The 16,730-nt window shown below is 59.8% G+C and carries 14 protein-coding genes and 1 pseudogene; 11 read left to right on the plus strand and 4 right to left on the minus strand.

The window, feature by feature from the left end; all coding sequences use genetic code 11:
* Positions 1-96: 96 nt before the first annotated feature.
* Positions 97-1,593 carry a PAS domain S-box protein gene (locus tag AC07V4_RS20635; protein ID WP_492638091.1) on the minus strand — a complete coding sequence of 499 codons (1,497 nt, stop codon included), beginning with the start codon at positions 1,591-1,593 and terminating at the stop codon, positions 97-99.
* Between the two features lie 176 nt (positions 1,594-1,769).
* Here AC07V4_RS20635 and AC07V4_RS20640 point away from each other — a divergent pair, with 176 nt between their 5' ends.
* The 8 genes and pseudogenes from AC07V4_RS20640 (at position 1,770) to AC07V4_RS20675 (ending at position 10,758) form a co-directional block, all read left to right on the plus strand.
* Positions 1,770-2,738 carry a hypothetical protein gene (locus AC07V4_RS20640; protein WP_492638090.1) on the plus strand — a complete coding sequence of 323 codons (969 nt, stop codon included), beginning with the start codon at positions 1,770-1,772 and terminating at the stop codon, positions 2,736-2,738.
* A gap of 78 nt (positions 2,739-2,816) precedes the next feature.
* Positions 2,817-3,437 carry a transglycosylase SLT domain-containing protein gene (locus AC07V4_RS20645; RefSeq protein WP_431753269.1) on the plus strand — a complete coding sequence of 207 codons (621 nt, stop codon included), beginning with the start codon at positions 2,817-2,819 and terminating at the stop codon, positions 3,435-3,437.
* A 70-nt stretch (positions 3,438-3,507) separates the two neighbouring features.
* Positions 3,508-3,852, plus strand: coding sequence for an FKBP-type peptidyl-prolyl cis-trans isomerase (locus tag AC07V4_RS20650; RefSeq protein WP_104993266.1), 345 nt, complete (start codon positions 3,508-3,510; stop codon positions 3,850-3,852).
* Positions 3,853-3,863: 11 nt separating this feature from the next.
* Positions 3,864-4,463, plus strand: a complete 600-nt coding sequence (locus AC07V4_RS20655; protein ID WP_492638089.1) for a GNAT family N-acetyltransferase — start codon at positions 3,864-3,866, stop codon at positions 4,461-4,463.
* A gap of 485 nt (positions 4,464-4,948) precedes the next feature.
* A complete protein-coding gene (locus tag AC07V4_RS20660) occupies positions 4,949-5,665 on the plus strand; it encodes an MgtC/SapB family protein (protein ID WP_431753274.1) in 717 nt (238 codons plus the stop codon).
* 302 nt (positions 5,666-5,967) lie between these two features.
* Positions 5,968-6,594 carry a response regulator gene (locus AC07V4_RS20665; protein WP_431753275.1) on the plus strand — a complete coding sequence of 209 codons (627 nt, stop codon included), beginning with the start codon at positions 5,968-5,970 and terminating at the stop codon, positions 6,592-6,594.
* A 1-nt stretch (position 6,595) separates the two neighbouring features.
* A pseudogene (locus tag AC07V4_RS20670) lies at positions 6,596-10,201 on the plus strand (transporter substrate-binding domain-containing protein).
* 134 nt (positions 10,202-10,335) lie between these two features.
* Entirely contained in the window at positions 10,336-10,758 is a 423-nt protein-coding gene (locus AC07V4_RS20675) for a chemotaxis protein CheY (RefSeq protein WP_492638088.1), read from the plus strand.
* Here AC07V4_RS20675 and dkgB read toward each other — a convergent pair.
* The 3 genes from dkgB to AC07V4_RS20690 all read right to left on the minus strand — a co-directional run bounded on the left by dkgB (position 10,755) and on the right by AC07V4_RS20690 (position 14,199).
* A complete protein-coding gene (gene dkgB, locus AC07V4_RS20680) occupies positions 10,755-11,573 on the minus strand; it encodes a 2,5-didehydrogluconate reductase DkgB (RefSeq protein WP_492638087.1) in 819 nt (272 codons plus the stop codon). The two genes, AC07V4_RS20675 and dkgB, sit on opposite strands and share 4 nt — an antisense overlap.
* A gap of 104 nt (positions 11,574-11,677) precedes the next feature.
* Positions 11,678-12,256: a helix-turn-helix domain-containing protein gene (locus tag AC07V4_RS20685; protein WP_492638086.1), complete on the minus strand. Its 579-nt coding sequence runs from the start codon at positions 12,254-12,256 to the stop codon at positions 11,678-11,680.
* Complete coding sequence (locus AC07V4_RS20690) at positions 12,244-14,199, minus strand: oxidoreductase (RefSeq protein WP_492638085.1); 1,956 nt, start codon at positions 14,197-14,199, stop codon at positions 12,244-12,246. The genes AC07V4_RS20685 and AC07V4_RS20690 overlap by 13 nt, the downstream gene beginning before the upstream one ends.
* A gap of 131 nt (positions 14,200-14,330) precedes the next feature.
* On the opposite strand from AC07V4_RS20690, the gene AC07V4_RS20695 reads away from it, so the two are divergent.
* The 3 genes from AC07V4_RS20695 (at position 14,331) to AC07V4_RS20705 (ending at position 16,712) form a co-directional block, all read left to right on the plus strand.
* Positions 14,331-15,089: a class II aldolase/adducin family protein gene (locus AC07V4_RS20695; RefSeq protein WP_492638084.1), complete on the plus strand. Its 759-nt coding sequence runs from the start codon at positions 14,331-14,333 to the stop codon at positions 15,087-15,089.
* 42 nt (positions 15,090-15,131) lie between these two features.
* On the plus strand, positions 15,132-15,770 hold the full coding sequence (locus AC07V4_RS20700) for a TetR family transcriptional regulator C-terminal domain-containing protein (protein WP_431753282.1): 639 nt from the start codon (positions 15,132-15,134) through the stop codon (positions 15,768-15,770).
* Positions 15,771-15,920: 150 nt separating this feature from the next.
* Positions 15,921-16,712 carry an enoyl-CoA hydratase/isomerase family protein gene (locus AC07V4_RS20705; RefSeq protein ID WP_492638083.1) on the plus strand — a complete coding sequence of 264 codons (792 nt, stop codon included), beginning with the start codon at positions 15,921-15,923 and terminating at the stop codon, positions 16,710-16,712.
* Positions 16,713-16,730: the final 18 nt, after the last annotated feature.

Consider the following 16,730-nt stretch of genomic DNA (forward strand, 5'->3'; position numbering starts at 1 on the left):
GTTCCTTCAGGACATAAACGATGCCTTGAAGGTTATGGACTAGCCTGCGCCGCTATAAGGCGAATTCGCACTAGCCGAACTAGTGCATTTGCACTTTCAGGGCTTGTTTTTCAGGCGCAATTCACCGGCAAACAGCCCGCGTTCACGGGCCCAGACAATCGCCGCACTGCGGCTATGCACCCCCAGTTTGGAGTACACCGTGGCGACATGGTTACGCACGGTGTTGGGTGCCAGTTTCAGGCGTGAGGCGATCTCCTTGTCGGCCAGTCCTTCGCAGATCAAGCCCAGCACATCGCGCTCACGGGCAGTGAGGTCGGTGAAGGCTACGTTGGGCAGGTTGGGGCTGTTGACGCTCTTGGCGTTGGCCAGTTTTTCGATCAGGGTCTGGCTGAACCAGGACGCGTCCTGCATCACTTCCTCGATGGCCGCCACCAGTTCCAGTTCCGAGCGTTTGCGTTCGGTGATGTTCATCAGTACCAACAGGTAGCAGGGCACATCCTGGATGACCACGGTGTCGGCGGAAACCACGCAGTCGATCACTTCATTACCTTTTTTGCGCACCTTCAGGTCATGACCTTCCAGGTTGCCGGCTTTTTCCAGGCTGGCGAACATCTGCGTACCGGCTTGGGGGCTGTCGATAAAGTCGATGTCTTCGATGGACTTGCCGATCAGCTCTTCACTGATGTACCCGGTGATGCTCATAAAGGCTTCGTTGATATCCACCACCTGGCGGTTGTCGGCGCTGCACACCAGGGTCGGCACCGGTGTCAGTCGAAACGACTTGGCGAAGCGTTCTTCACTCTGGCGCAAGGCAATTTCGGCCTTGCGCCGTGGCTCCAGGTCCATGAACGAGAAGAGCATGCAGTCTTCTTCGTTCATGTCCAACGGCTGACCGGCGACGATCACCAGTTTGCTGCCGCCGTTGGGCAGCCTCAGTTCGGCCTGCATCTGCGGGATGGTTGCGCCTTCTCCCAGGCGCTCAATGGCCAGGTCCTTGCGCTCGGCCTGTTCCAGTACGTCCAGTTCATACACGGATTTGCCGATCACCTGGTCGCGGTTGTAGCCGGTCATCTCTAAAAAGCCCTGGTTGACCTTGATGTAGCGCAGGTCGCTCAGGCGGCAGATCACGGCCGGTGCGGGGTTGGCATTGAACGTCTTTTCGAAGCGCTGCTCGGCGCTGGCCCATTCGGTGGCATCGCTGAGGATCAGCACCAGCAATTCAGGGTTACCCGAGGTGTCGTTGAGCACCAGGCTGCGCAGGCGGTGCACCCAACTGCGCTCATCGTTGGCGGTGGGCATGACTTCCACGATGACGTCGCTGAACTCTTCGCCGTCGGCCACGCGGCTGAGGGGGTAGCTGTCCAGTTGCAGCGGATGGTTGTTGCGATAGCGTAAGGCGAAGCGCTTGGCATATTCCTGGTTGTTGGCCCCCAGGTCCTTGACCTCGCTGACCCCGTGCATGGTCAGCGCCGCTTCGTTGGCCCAAAGAATGGTCTGGTCGACTTCGGCCAGAATTACCCCATCGGACAGCCCGGAAATGATCTGCTGTAGCTGGCGGCGGTTGGTTTCTTTGGCAAGAACGTCCTGGGTCATAGGGTCTCCGGGGTGTGGGTGCATGGGAGTACGACACCCGGGCTTCAGGATAGTGCAGGGCGATTCCCTTGCGCGGGGTGCGAATGCACCAGATGGTCTGGTGCATTTGAGCGGGGACGCCGGGCAGCAAGCCCCTCCAGACTGAAACGGTCAATCACTGTGTCAAAGGATCGAACATGACCACTGTCTATGAAACCAACCGTTCACCGTTTCGCGTGTCCTGGAGCTCCGTCCTGGCCGGTAGTGCAATTGCCCTGGTGACTTACCTGGTGCTCAGCGTGTTGGGCACCGCCATTGGCGCGAGTGCCGTCAACCCGATGGAAGCGGGTAACCCGTTGCGTGGCTTCGGTACTGGCGCCGGTATCTGGCTGTTTGTCTCGACGCTGTTGGCGATTGCCGCCGGCGCGTTCGTGGCCGGGCGTACCGCACCGGATCGCGGCGGCCTGCACGGCGTGCTGACCTGGACCCTGACGACTTTGCTCACCACTTGGCTGTTGGCGGCATTAGCCTCCAGCGTCGTCGGTACAGCGGGCAATGTGGTGGGCAAGGGACTGTCCGCTGCCGGCAGTGGTATTGCCGCCGTGGCGCCGGGTATCAGCGACAGCGTCAAGCAGCAGTTGGACGAGCAGGGCATTCACCTGGATTGGAACAGCCTGCAGGGCCAACTCGACACCTTGCTCAAACAAAGCGGCAAGCCTGAATTGGACCCGGCCAACGTCGAGCAAAAAGCCGACCAGGTTGCAGCGGATGGCAAGCAATCGGCCACCGAAGCGGCGACCAGCCCAGCCCAGGCTGGCGATGCGCTGAAGCAATGGTTCGAACGGGTAAAAGCATCCGGTGAACCAACGCTGAATGCGGCGGATAAGGACGCCCTGATCAACATCGTGGCGGCCCGTACCGGCAAGAGCAAGGCCGAGGCCACCCAGATCGTCGACAACTACGCCCAGGCCTATCAGCAAGCGGTGCAAAAGGTCGCTGAATTGAAACAACAGGCCGAACAAAAGGCCCGTGAAGCCGGTGAAGTGGCGGCCAAGCAATTGTCCCGCGCGGCTTGGAGCACCCTGGCGATGCTGTTGTTGGGCGCAGCCTTGAGCTTCTTTATCGGTCGTATGGCGCTGACAACCCGTCGTGTACCTTTGGCTTAAAGCGGTTGGCGGCAAGGACGCCGCGTCAATGAACGCGTAAAATGCCGGCTTTTTACGCGTATCACGCAAAGGTGCCCCTTGAGCGCAGGCAAAGCCGTCGGACTGTTATTACTCACCTCAATGCTGGCGGCGTGCGGCACTTCGCCGCCACGCACGCCCAATGACATCTGCGGCATCTTCCGCGAAAAGGACGACTGGTACGACGCCGCCAAAGTCACGCAAAAGCGCTGGGGCGTGCCGATCCAGGTGCCGTTCGCCATCATGTATCAGGAATCCGGCTTTCGACAGAACGCCTTGACGCCGCGTAAATACCTGTTGTGGATCATCCCCTGGGGCCGCGTCTCCACAGCCGCCGGCTATGCCCAGGCCAAAGATGAAGTGTGGAACGACTACCGCAAAAGCACCGGCCGCAGTGGCGCCAGCCGCCAGGACTTCGACGACGCCATCGACTTCGTCGGCTGGTACATGGACAAGACCTACACCATCAACGGCGTATACAAATACGACGCCTACGGCCAATACCTGAACTACCACGAAGGCTGGGGCGGCTACCGCCAACGCACCTACGCCGCTAAAGCCTGGCTGCCTCCGGTAGCCAGCAAGGTGCAGGCGCGCTCGCAGATGTATGCGGCGCAATATGCCGGTTGCAAGGATGATTTGGGGCGGGGGTTCTGGAGTCGGTTTTGGCATTGGCTGTGAGAGGCTGTACTTGCCAAGCTCAGCCAATTCTGGGAAAACCCCCAACCTTTGCGTCTACAACGAGAACCCCATGAGCACTGATGAACTCCAGATCACCGACATCCGCCCCGGCACCGGCAAAGCCGTGGTCAAGGGGGCGCTGATTACCACTCAGTACACCGGCACTCTGGAAGATGGCACAGTGTTCGATTCGTCCTGGGAGCGTGGCAAGCCGTTCCAGTGTGTGATCGGCACCGGTCGGGTGATCAAGGGCTGGGATCAAGGATTGATGGGCATGCAGGTGGGCGGCGTGCGCACCTTGTTCGTGCCGGCGCACCTGGCGTATGGCGAGCGTTCGATGGGGGCGCATATCAAGCCCAACAGCAATCTGCGCTTTGAGATCGAGTTGCTGGAAGTGCTGACACGAGATGATTGAAGGGGATGGACATGGACGTTGATGATCAGGTGATACCGGAGTGCTCCATCGAAGGCGTTCGAGTGGTCGAGTTGTTCGGTCGCGATGCGGACGAGTTGCAACGGCTTTTCGAGCGGGAGCCGGATTATTTCATCGCGGTGAATGGCGAACCGGCGACGCCGACTGAGGCGCACGACGAGATGCAGGGGTATCTGCCCGCAGGCTGGAGTTGCAGCCGGATGTACTGGCTGGGTTACCGCGATGCTGACGATCAACTGGTCGCAGTGGTGAACATTGCAGCGGACTTGCTGGCGGCTGGGGTGTGGCATATCGGGTTGCTGTTGGTCGACAAATGCTTGCATGGCACCGGCCTCGCTCAGCGGTTGCATGGCGATCTTGAAGCGTGGGCTGTGAGGCTCGGCGCCCAATGGCTGCGGTTGACGGTGGTCATCGGCAATACCAGGGCCGAGCGTTTCTGGCCCAAGCTGGGTTATGTGCAGGTGCGTACCCGTGAGGGCATCACGATGGGGCGGCGGGTGAACCGGGTGTCAATACAGATCAAGGCGTTGGCCGGCAGGCGGGTTGATGATTACCTGGCCATGGTGGCGAGGGATCGACCGGGCGAACCCTGAAAATCGCCTGTCTGAACTGACCCTGAAGAATCGTCTCATTCACCATGCGGATACTTTCCTACGGTTTACTCCTCCGCAAACGGGGCGTAAGCTTCGCGCGTTTTCATCAATAGCGGAGACCCTCAGTGGGTACTTGTTCGAGTGGCAGTTGTCGGCCGGTTTCTGTAACCGGCACATACTTGGCAAGGTAACGCGCATTCTTCCGATGCCGTTGTCTCGCCCTAGATAGCGAGAAGCGGCATCCCGGCAGCGGCCAGCCCTGGCACCTGCCCGAATCCCTCTCATCGACGCTGATCAGCACCAGGTTCAACCTGGGATGTTGCGTATGCGCCCGTCTTTTGCGACGGGCGCAGCGTGCTGCTCGATCCTTGACATCATCCCGTTTCCACTCGTGTGGTATGGGTTGATGCCAACACACCGTGCCCCGGTGGTGAAGGGTTTCCACATCCGTAAGTTTGGCGGGTAATGAGCAGGGAAGAATCCTTATGCAAGCAATCAACAACATCAACCTCAACTCCCTTGTGGATACCGTGGTCAGCCTCACCGCAGCGTTTATCCTGGGTGGCCTGATCGGTTTTGAGCGTCAGTACCGCCAGCGCACGGCGGGTCTGCGTACCAACGTGCTGGTAGCGGTGGGGGCGGCGATTTTTGTCGATATGGCCAACCGCCTCGGTGGCGCGGAAGGTGCGGTGCGCGTGGTGGCGTATGTGGTGTCGGGCATCGGCTTTCTGGGCGCGGGCGTGATCATGCGTGAAGAGGGCAATGTGCGCGGGCTCAACACTGCTGCGACGCTCTGGGCTTCGGCGGCGGTGGGTGCCTGTGCCGGTGCTGACCTGATCCTCGAAGCCCTGCTGGGCACGCTGTTTGTATTGGCAGCCAACACGCTGCTGCGGCCGATCGTCAATAACATCAACCGCCAGCCACTGGATGTAGTGTCAGCGGAGGTCACCAATATCCTCTATGTCATTGCGCGGCGTAGCCAGCAACAATCGGTGATGGTGCTGCTGGAAGCCGAGCTGGCACGGTGCAACTACCCGGCCAGTGACGTCGACGTGCGGCCGTTCGGCAGTGAAGAAGTAGAAATCGAGGCCACCTTGGCCGCAACCTCGGTCGACGGTGACGAACTGGATGCGCTGGTGGCGCGTATTTCCATGTCGACGCTGGTGGTGCAAGCCTTCTGGAGCCCGAGTACCACCGACTGACCTGCCTATGAAAAACCTGGTTGATCCGAAGATTGACTGGGTTTTGCGAGGATAAATCCTACACTTGATCAGGATTATCCCTTCAGATTAAGCATCATTGTGTTGTTAAGGTTGCGCACTTACGGCTGGCGGGCCTTAGGGTCTGGCTTCACGTGCCCGTGGTGTTTTCAATTGAAGGAGCCCCGGCAGCGCCTGTTAATTGCCCTGAGTGTGCGCAGTGCCATTCGTCGGAACTGTCATTTCTCACAGGTACCGAGGTTCTGTGTGGTGTGAAAGGGTGCTCTGTTCACTTAGAGGGTTTTATGATCAAAGCATTAATTGTGGATGACCATCCGTTTATCCGGTCGACAGTCAAGCATCTGTTGAAGAAATCAAATTACGATGAGATCTACGAAGCGGGCAACGGCGCTGATGCCATGCAGCTGGCGCGGGAGAAACGCCCCGACCTGATCATCCTGGATCTGGCGATGCCCAAGCTGGGTGGGTTGGAAGTGATCAGCCGGATCAAGGCGCTGGGCTTGCCGTGCAAGATCCTGGTGCTCACCTCGTACCTGGCGGTGTTTTTTTCCACCCGCTGCATGCGTGCCGGCGCCATGGGGTTCGTCGCCAAGACCGGTGAACTGGACGAGTTGCAAAAGGCAATCGAGGCAATCAAGGCCGGTTACAGCTGCTTCCCCAGCATTCCAACCAGCACGGTGAACCGCGATGATTTGCAGGTCACGGAGGCGGCAATGGTGGCGGCATTGTCGGACCGTGAGTTGACGGTGCTGCAGAAGCTTGCCTTGGGCCTGGGCAACAAGGAAATCGCTGAAGACATGCTGCTGAGCCACAAGACCATCAGCACCTACAAGACTCGGCTCAAAGAGAAGCTGCGCATGTCTTCGGTGGTGCATCTGTCCAAGTTCGCTCAGCGTAATCATCTGATCTGATATGAACATCACCGCGTTGATGAGGTTCGCCGCGATCTTGTTGGTGAGCCTGTCGCCCATGTTCGCGGCCGCACTGGATGAACCGCTCACGCTGCGGCTTTTGGGGCACTCGCGTTTAGAGCATACCTACGCGGTGCTGCCTGAAACCGACTGGCGCTGGTTACGCGAACGGCGAACGCTGGTGATGGGGGTGTCTGCCCCTGATTACGCACCTTTTGACCAGACCAATAACAACGACGAACTCGAAGGGATCACCGCCGATTATGCCACTCTGGTCGGGCAGATCCTGAACATCCCCATCGAGGTGCGACGCTACGATACCCGTGATGAGGTCATTGAAGCCCTCAAGCAAGGTGCCGTGGACTTCCTCGGTTCAGCCAATGGCTATGAAGCGGCCGACTCCAAACTGCTCCTGTCTCGTTCCTACGCCAATGATCAGCCCACGTTGGTGACCCGCACCGGTGACAGTCAGGCACTGAGTGACGATCTGGCGGGCAAGCGCATAGCGATGCTCTACCACTATATGCAGCCGGCTGCGGTGCGGGCCTTCTACCCTCGTGCCCAGTTGGAACTGTACCCCTCGAGTTTCGAAGCCATCGGCGCCGTTGCATTTGGCCGCGCCGATGTGTACCTGGGGGATGCCATCAGTAGCAGTTACCTGATCAATCGCAACCATCTCAATAATGTGCGGATGGCGGATTTTTCAGCCCTGGAAGTCAACCCTTTCGCCTTCGCCGTCGCCCGCGACAATACACGGCTGCTACCCATTCTCAACGCAGTATTGGCGGCGATCCCGGCCAGCGAGCAAATGGAAATCCAGCGTCGCTGGAGCGGTGGCAGTGTCGGGATTTTTGGAACAGGCCGACTGCACTTGAGCGTCAGCGAGCAACGTTGGTTGCAGAAGCACCCACGGGTCAAGGTGGTGGCGCTCGGCAAATTCCTGCCGTTGTCGTTTTTCGATGAGCAAGGAGAGTTCGAAGGGTTGAGCGCCGATGTGTTATCGCGCATCAGCCTGCGCACCGGCTTGAAGTTCGATATGGTCCCGGGCAGTTCAATGCCGCGCCAGATCGACCAGGTCAGTATGGGCACGGCGGACATGCTGGCGGTGGTGACGCCCAGTGTCGAGCGCGCCGAGAAGGTACGTTTTACCAGACCCTACGTCACCAGCCCCTTTGTGTTGGTGACCCGCAGTGATGAGCACAGTCCGATCACTATGGAGGATATGGTGGGTAAACGCCTGGCACTGATCCCCGGTAATGGCCTGCGCGATGCGATCAACCAGAATTTCCCGGGGATTGTATTTGTCGACGTTGAGAACCCGGAGCAAGCCATGGCGTTGGTGGCCAGCGGTGATGCAGACGGTGCGGTCAATTCGTTGATCAGCGCGCGTTACCTGATTGGGCGTTACTACCGCGGCCGTTTGCGGGTTACCAGCACGGTCGGCTCCGAGCCTGCGCGCATCACGTTTGGGGTGAATCGCAGCCAATTGGAGTTGTACTCGATCCTCGACAAGGCATTGCTGAGCATCACTCCAGAGGAAATGGATGAATTGATTGGCCACTGGCGCAGCGACATCATCATCGAGGACAGCTATTGGTTGCTTCACCGTAACGCGATTATTCAGGGGTTCGGGCTGGCTGCGCTGTTGCTGGTGGTCTCGCTGGGGTGGGTGTTCTATCTGCGCAGCCTGATTCGCAAGCGCGTTCAGGCAGAACGTGCGTTGAGCGATCAGATGCGGTTCATGAGTGTCTTGATCGACGGCACACCGCACCCGATTTATGTACGTGACCGGCAAGGGCGGCTGATGGCTTGCAACAATGCCTATCTGGACGTATTCGGCTTCAAGCTTGAAGACGTGATCGGCAAGACTGTGGTGGAAACCGATACCGGTAACTTACCGCAGGCCCAGTTGTTTCATGATGATTACCTGCGTTTGATGGCCGATGGAGAGCCGCAGATTCATGACCGGATACTCAAGGTGCCCAATGGTGACGTGCTGACTATTTACCAGTGGATGCTGCCGTACCGTGATGGTGACGAGCAGGTGGTGGGCATGATCGCCGGTTGGGTGGATGTGAGCGAGCGTCAACGGCTGCTGGGCCAGTTGCAGGAAGCCAAGGACGATGCCGATGCCGCCAACCGTGCCAAGACCACCTTTCTGGCGACGATGAGCCACGAGATCCGCACACCGATGAACGCGGTGATCGGCATGATCGAACTGGCCCTGAGAAATGCCGAGTAGGGCAGGGCCGACCGTGATGCGCTGGAGGTGGCATCGGTCGCTTCGCGCGGCATGTTGGAGTTGATCGGCGATATTCTCGATATCGCACGGATCGAGTCCGGGCACTTATCGCTGGCATTGCAGCCGGCCAATCTGCATGAATTGTTGGCATCGGTGGTGCGCGTGTTCGAGGGACTGGCGCGGGCCAAGGAGTTAGTGCTGCACGTCGAACTGGACGCTATGAAGGGACACGCAGTGATGGTTGACCCGCTGCGCTTCAAACAGGTGATGTCCAATTTGTTGAGCAATGCGATCAAGTTCACTGCCCGGGGCCAGGTGACGCTCAGCGCCCAGGCCACGGTCGAGGGCGACCATTTGAACGTGCAGTTATGGGTACAGGATACCGGTATCGGCATCAGTGCCCAGGATCAACAACGGCTGTTCAACCCTTTTGTCCAGGGCAGCAACAGTGAGCAGTCGGCCCGCAGCGGTTCTGGCCTGGGGTTGGTCATCAGTCGCAACCTGTGTGAAATGATGGGGGGGCATCTGCACCTGAGCAGTGTGCTGGGGCAAGGCACTCGGGTGGATGTGATGTTGACGTTGGCGAGCACCGCTGCAGTACCTGCCCAGGCTTTACCTGCGGCTGCGCCGACCCAGGCGTTGAATATCCTGGTAGTGGACGACTACCCGGCCAACCGCCTGCTGCTGGCTCGGCAGCTGAGCGTCCTGGGCCATCACATCACCACGGCTGAAGACGGTATTCAAGGTTTTGAGCAGTGGCAGAGCGGGCACTTCGACGGGGTTATCACTGATTGCAATATGCCGTTTAAAAATGGCTATCAGTTGACGCAAGATATTCGTGCACAGGAGCGTGCGCAGGGCTTGATACCGTGCCTGATCCTTGGGTTCACCGCCAACGCCCAGCCTGAAGAAACCGAGCGCTGCCGGCAGGCGGGCATGGACGGGTGCCTGTTCAAACCCACCGGGCTTGAAGATTTACGCGCCGCGTTGGCACCGCGCACCACGAGCCTTTCCCCGCAAGAGGCCACGGCATTTGATCTGAGTACGCTGGCCGCGTTGGCCGAGGGCGATCCCCACGTACTTGAAGAATTACTGATGCCATTACTCGACAGCCTCCAGGCTGATCGCACGCTATTGGTATCGCTGCAACGCCAAGCTGACTTCGCCAGGTTGCACGACCTCGCCCATCGTGCCAAAGGCGGGGCGCGGATGGTCAAGGCGCACGCGGTGATCCGTGGCTGTGAAACATTGGAAGCGGTGTGTGAAAGGCGGGACCGTGAGGCACTGGGTGCTGCGGTCAAGGAGGTGGGCGACGCGATCGATGATTTGCACCGTGGCCTGAGTATGTATTGCAAGCAGCTTTGACCACCGTTGATGGTCATTCGGTAAATTTGGGAGAACTCCTACACGAACGGGGAACATGCCTGATTTTGTCTTCGAAGTATGTCTGGAAAATGAGCGGCACTCACTGACGAGTATTGCCAGCCCAGGGACTTGCCATGCCGAACAAAGCACTGACCATCCTGATTGCCGATGAACAGCACCTGCAACGGCTGTACATCGAAAAAATGCTCAACCGGTTGGGGTATTACCGGATCGTTTCGGTGCAAACCTTTGACGAGGTCCAGATTCTCACGGCCATTCCGGCCGAACCCTTCGATGTGCTGATCATCAACGCCGGGCTGGCGGCTGGCGCCGATGGGCCGAACCCCCAGGTCCACCATGTGCTGGTCTACGACCATTTAGACCTGGGCGCACTCGCCGGTACAACGCCGGCGGTGCTGGTACGCCTTCCGGGTGTGCCGGACAACGTCAACCTGGAACACTTCATGGACATCATCGACCCACCCGAGACCACTCAAGGCCTGCGGGTGTTGCCGTGGCTGCGGGAGTTATCCCGAATGCCTGTGACAGGGGGTTAGTCCCACTTTGGCGCGATGCCTTTGGGGCTGGTCAAGCGGTGCCCGCGTTCCAGGCTGGCAATCTGTGCCATGTCGGCCGTGCTCAAGGTCAGTTGCAGGGCCTGGAGGTTGCTGGCCAGGTTGGCGCGTTTAGTTGACGACGGGATTACCGCGTAGCCCTGCTGCATGGCCCAGGCCAGAGTGACTTGCGCCGGGGTGGCCTGATGGCGTTCGGCAATCTGCTGGATCACTGGGTCCTTGAGCACTTCGCCGTAGGCCAGGGTCATGTACGACGTAATCTGGATGCCATGGGCGGTGGCGAAATCCACCACCTTGCGGTTTTGCAGGTAGGGATGCAGTTCGATCTGCTGGGTGGCAATGTTCTCGGCGCCTACGGCGGCAATGGCCTGCTTCATCAGGTCGATGGTGAAGTTGGAGATACCTATCTGGCGCGTCAGGCCCAAGCGCTTGGCTTCGAGCAACTGCCCCATGAACTCGGCGACGGGCACCTGGTTCTCCGGCGATGGCCAGTGGATCAGGGTCAGGTCCAGGTACTCGGTTTTCAGTTTGCGCAGGCTTTCCTTGAGGCTCGGGATCAGTTGGCCCTCGGCGAAGTTGGCGATCCAGATCTTGCTGGTGATGAACAGCTCATCACGCGGCACGCCACTGTCGGCAATGGCCTGGCCGACTTCCGCTTCGTTCTCGTAGATCTGCGCCGTGTCGATGACGCGGTAACCCAGTTCCAGGCCAGTGCTGACGGAATCTATGACGACTTGGCCTTGCAGGCGGAAAGTGCCAAGGCCAAAGGCCGGAACGTTTTGTGCGGGAAGAGACATCGGTAACTCCTGAAGGGCGATAAGCAATGGCGTCGAGTATCCGCCCGTCGTTCTTTCGGAAAAACCGTTGAATCCGAAAAGGACTCTTGACCGTAAGTCACGAATCAAAACGTCGGTGGCGTGATGACCCAGATCACCCGCGTATCCACCTTGCCTGGGTTGCCATACCGATGGGGCTCACTGCTGGCGAAGCTGAAGCTGTCACCCTCACTCAGCAGAAAGTGCCGCTCACCCACCCACAACTCAAAACATCCACTCAATACGTAGCCGGCTTCTTCACCCTCATGGCTGTAGCTCTGCTGACTGTAGGTGCCAGGAGGAAAACACGAGTGCAGCATCTCCAACTGGTGGTTGGGCAAAGGCGTCAGCAACTGGTCGACGATCCCGTCTTCATAGCGGATGCTCTGGCGGTTGTCCTGGCGCACCACATAGCCTTCATCCGCCGGGGCCGGGGCGTTGTCACTGGCGAAGAACCACTGGATAGTCACGTCCAGGCTGCGGGCGATATTGAACAACGCCGGAATCGACGGATACGCCAGGTTGCGTTCCAGTTGGCTGAGATAGCCCGCGGTCAGTTCACTCGCCTGTGCCAAATCCGTCAGCGTCATGCCGCGCGCCTTGCGCAAGCCACGGATGCGCGTGCCGAGAAACAGGGGCTGGGATTCGTCGTTCAAAGGTTCCACGCTACTTTGAGTCCTTCGTAAATGGCTTCTTCGGCGGTGCGCGGCGCCAGACAGTCGCCGATGCGATCAAACGGCACCAGTCCCTGCAGCTGCGCGCCCAGAGTGTCCACCGGCTGGTGGCCCTGGCACAACACCAGGCTGTCGATATTCTCCAGCAGCATCGGCTCGCCGCTGGCAGTGTGTTGCAGGTAGACCGTGCTGTCGTCGCAGCCGTAGAGGCGGGCGTAAGGGATGATCGGGATACCCAGCCGATGCAATTCGCCGGCGAGTTGATCGCGCACATACAGTGGCAGGTTTTCGCCACAGTGGGTGCCGTTGACTGCCAGTTGTACCTGATGCCCGGCGCGTACCAGGCGTTCGGCAATGCCGGGACCGATCCAGTCGCAACGCCAGTCGACCACCACCACGGAGCGGCCCAGGCTGACTTGATCGCGCAATACCTGCCAGGCATCCACCACTTGCAGTTCGCCGCCTTGTTCGAAGCTTGGCCAGTAAGGCTCGGCGCCGGTGGCAATGATCACGTGATGAGGTTGCGCCTGTTCCACCAGGGCACGATCCACTCGGGTGTTGCGCACCACCCGCACCCCGGCCAACTCCATCTCGCGTTGCAGGTTGGTACTGGCGCCGCCGAACTCGCTGCGCCTTGGCAACAATTGCGCCAACAGGATTTGCCCACCCAGTTGGCTACCCGCTTCGTACAGCGTCACCTCATGGCCCCGTTGCGCCGCCACGACCGCTGCCTTCATCCCCGCCGGGCCTCCGCCGACCACCATGATGCGTTTTCGCTTCTGTGCGGGTTGCAGGTGGCTGAACATCAATTCGCGACCCGTTTCAGGATGCTGGATACAGGAAATCGGCAAGCCTTTGTGGAAGTGGCCGATGCAGGCTTGATTGCAGGCAATGCATGCCCGTACATCTTCGACACGCCCCTCCAGGGATTTGGTCGGCATCAGCGGGTCGCAGATCAGTGCACGGGTCATGCCGCACACATCCGCCTGGCCCCGCGCCAGGATTTGCTCGGCCTCCTGTGGCTGGTTGATCCGACCGGTCACGAACAGTGGAATCGACAGGCTGGCCTTGAACGTCGCGGCTTCATCCGCGAGGTAGGCAGCGGCAATCGCCATCGGCGGCACGATATGGATCGCACCGCCCAGGGACGCCGAGGTACCGGCGACGATATGCACATAGTCCAACTGAGCCTGCAGGCTTTGCACGGCTTCCAGGGATTCGCTTTCGGTAAGGCCCTCGGCGTCGCGCTCGTCGGCGCAAATGCGCAGGCCAATGATGAATTGCTCATCGGTGACGGCCCGCACCGCCGCGATGATTTCCCTTAAAAAACGCAAGCGTTGCTCAAGCCCACCGTTGTAGCCATCGGTGCGTCGGTTGACCCGTGGGTTGAGAAACTGCGCTGGCAGATAGCCGTGGCTGGCGACCACTTCCACACCGTCAATCCCGGCCTGATACAGGCGTCGGGCCGCCGCGGCATAACCGGCCACGATCTCATCGATCATCGATGTTTCAAGCGCTCGTGGCATCACTCGAAACCGTTCGTTGGGCACCCCCGACGCCGAATAAGCCACGGCCAGCAAGCCGTCGGCCGACTCCATGATTTCTCGCCCCGGATGGAATATCTGCGACAGCACCACTGTGTCGTGAGCGTGGCAGGTCCTGGCCAGTTCGCGGTAGCCCTCGATGCAGTCATCGTCGGTGGCCATCAGTACGTGAGAGGTGTAGCGGGCGCTGTCATGCACCCCGGCAACCTGCAGCACAATCAGGCCCACGCCGCCTTCGGCCCGTGCCCGGTGATAGGCGATCAATTGTGGGTTGACCCGATTGTCGGTGGGCATCGACGTGTCATGTCCGCTGGACATGATGCGATTTTTCAGGCGCTTGCCCCGCAGTTGCAGGGGCTCGAACAGATGGGGAAAGGCAGCGTGCGACATGGTGCGGATACTCCAGGCGCTGTTATTGTTATTTTTCTATAGGAGGCGAGTGTCAGTAAAAAATCAACTTGTTTTTTTACTGGGCCCTGGATTAGCGTCACCCTCACCATCCCCATGCCTGGAGAATAAAAATGACTCACTCCACCGAGCAGCAACTGCGCGAACAACTGGCGGCCTGCTACCGACTGATCGCCCACTACCGCATGAGCGACCTGATTTTTACCCATATCTCGGTGCGGATTCCCGGGCCCGAACATCACTTCCTGATCAATCCCTACGGGCTGATGTTCGATGAAGTTACCGCGTCAAGCCTGGTGAAAATCGACCTGAACGGGCATGCCGTGGAGCCTTCGCCTTATGCGGTGAACCCGGCCGGTTTTGTCATCCACAGCGCGATCCACGGCGCACGCGAAGACGCCCAGTGCGTGCTGCATACCCACACGCGTGCCGGGTGTGCGGTGGCCGCATTGGAGTGCGGGTTGTTGCCGGTGAACCAGATCTCCATGGAGTTCTACGGCAAGGTGGCTTACCACGACTACGAAGGTGTGGCACTGGATATGGACGAGCAACGCCGACTGGTTCAGGACCTGGGCGACAAGCCGGTACTGATGCTGCGCAACCACGGGTTGCTGACGGTGGGTGAAACGGTCAGCCAGGCATTTCTACGCATGTATTACCTGGAAAAAGCCTGTGATATCCAGATCGCCGCCCAGGCGTGCGGCACGCTGGTGTTGCCGTCTGCCGAGGTTTGCGCCTACACCGAACAACAATTCAATAACCCGGGGCGGCCGCTGGATGAAGGCGAGTTGAGCGACCCGGACGCCATGCAACTGGCCTGGGCGGCGTTGCTGCGGATGCTGGACCGAGTGTCGCCGGGTTATCGTGACTGAGGTAGAGTCATGGCTGCCGACTCAACCGAAGGAACACGCCGCATGACCCAGGAAACCCGTTTCTCCCGAATGGACCCGGAAACGCGCAAGGCGAATCTGGTCCAGGCGACGCTCACCTGCCTCAAACGGGATGGTTTCCAGGGCGCCTCGATCCGCAAGATCAGCGCCGAGGCCGGGGTGTCGGTGGGACTGATCAGTCATCACTATTCGGGTAAGGATGAATTGGTGGCCGAGGCCTATCGCACGATCACCGCCCAGGTCATGGGTCTGTTGCGCGCGAACATGGCCAAGGCGCTGCCGCAGCCTCGGGAGCGGCTGTCGGCGTTGTTCAAGGCTTCGTTTTCCGCTGAATTGCTCGACCCACAATTGCTGGATGCCTGGCTGGTGTTCTGGGGGGCGGTCAAGACGGCGCCGGCGATCAACCTGGCCCACGAACACTCCTATGGCGAGTACCGCACCATCATGCGCTCGGCCTTGACCGACATGGCCAGGGAGGAGGGCTGGCAGCATTTCGATGCCGACCTCGCGGCTATCGGCCTGAGTGCATTGCTCGATGGGCTGTGGTTGGAGTCGGGGCTCAACCCCGGCACGTTTACGCCGGAGCAGGGCATCCAGATCTGTGAAGCTTGGGTCGACGGCTTGCAGGGCGCGGGCCGCCAACGTTATCAGCTCAAACCCTGAACCCCTTCTTCGCCGCCTGGACGCAAGGTTCAGGCCGGTCTTTGCCCGCTGAAAATATTTGCAGTTTGCCGATTGCCTCCTTGCTGAACACTCGTTTAGTATCTCGCCATGTCGCACCCCTCACGCCAAATAAAATAATTCGAGGACGCCATGACTACCGATTCGCCCGTGCTCAACCAAGTGCAAGCCGGCGTTGCCTGGATCACTCTCAATCGTGGTCCGCAACGCAACGCATTGGACATCCCGACCCTCAAGTACCTGCATCGCTTGCTCGACACATTCAACGCCGACCCCGGCGTGCGGGTGGTGGTGTTGACTGGCAGCGGCCGCAGTTTCTGCGCCGGTGCCGACCTGGCGGAGTGGGCTGATGCCGAAGCCCGTGGCGCCCTGGAAACCTACGGTTGGACTGAAACCGCCCACGCCCTGATGACCCGCCTGCACAGCCTCGACAAACCCACGATTGCCGCGATCAACGGCACTGCGGTCGGTGCCGGGATGGACCTGACGCTGTGCTGCGACCTGCGCGTCGCCGCCCAATCGGCGCGCTTCAAGGCGGGCTACACCAGCATGGCGTACTCGCCGGACGCTGGCGCCAGTTGGCATTTGCCGCGACTGATCGGCAGCGAACAGGCCAAGCGGTTGCTGTTCCTCGATGAACTGTGGAGCGCCGACCGCGCGCTGGCTGCCGGGCTTGTCGGCGAAGTGGTGGCCGATGAACAACTGCACCCTCACACCCTCGAATTGGCTACGCGCCTGGCCAACGGCCCGACTTTCGCCTTCGCCCAGACCAAGAAACTGATCCGTGACGGCGCCGAGCGCAGCCTCCCCGAACAGCTGCAGGCCGAGTTGGCGGCTGGCCTGTTGTGCGGCCGAAGCGCCGACGGTGCCGAAGCGCTGCGTGCCTCCATGGAAAAACGTCTCCCGATTTTCTCCGGCCAATAAGAACAACACACAGGTAGC

The organism is Pseudomonas sp. GW821-FHT03A09, from assembly GCF_059421065.1.

Bases quoted from the DNA above. Each gene is read 5' to 3' on its own strand.
- AC07V4_RS20635 (WP_492638091.1), bottom strand. From the start codon at position 1,593: ATGACCCAGGACGTTCTTGCCAAAGAAACCAACCGCCGCCAGCTACAG.
- AC07V4_RS20640 (WP_492638090.1), top strand. From the start codon at position 1,770: ATGACCACTGTCTATGAAACCAACCGTTCACCGTTTCGCGTGTCCTGG.
- AC07V4_RS20650 (WP_104993266.1), top strand. From the start codon at position 3,508: ATGAGCACTGATGAACTCCAGATCACCGACATCCGCCCCGGCACCGGC.
- AC07V4_RS20655 (WP_492638089.1), top strand. From the start codon at position 3,864: ATGGACGTTGATGATCAGGTGATACCGGAGTGCTCCATCGAAGGCGTT.
- AC07V4_RS20660 (WP_431753274.1), top strand. From the start codon at position 4,949: ATGCAAGCAATCAACAACATCAACCTCAACTCCCTTGTGGATACCGTG.
- AC07V4_RS20665 (WP_431753275.1), top strand. From the start codon at position 5,968: ATGATCAAAGCATTAATTGTGGATGACCATCCGTTTATCCGGTCGACA.
- AC07V4_RS20675 (WP_492638088.1), top strand. From the start codon at position 10,336: ATGCCGAACAAAGCACTGACCATCCTGATTGCCGATGAACAGCACCTG.
- dkgB (WP_492638087.1), bottom strand. From the start codon at position 11,573: ATGTCTCTTCCCGCACAAAACGTTCCGGCCTTTGGCCTTGGCACTTTC.
- AC07V4_RS20690 (WP_492638085.1), bottom strand. From the start codon at position 14,199: ATGTCGCACGCTGCCTTTCCCCATCTGTTCGAGCCCCTGCAACTGCGG.
- AC07V4_RS20695 (WP_492638084.1), top strand. From the start codon at position 14,331: ATGACTCACTCCACCGAGCAGCAACTGCGCGAACAACTGGCGGCCTGC.
- AC07V4_RS20700 (WP_431753282.1), top strand. From the start codon at position 15,132: ATGACCCAGGAAACCCGTTTCTCCCGAATGGACCCGGAAACGCGCAAG.
- AC07V4_RS20705 (WP_492638083.1), top strand. From the start codon at position 15,921: ATGACTACCGATTCGCCCGTGCTCAACCAAGTGCAAGCCGGCGTTGCC.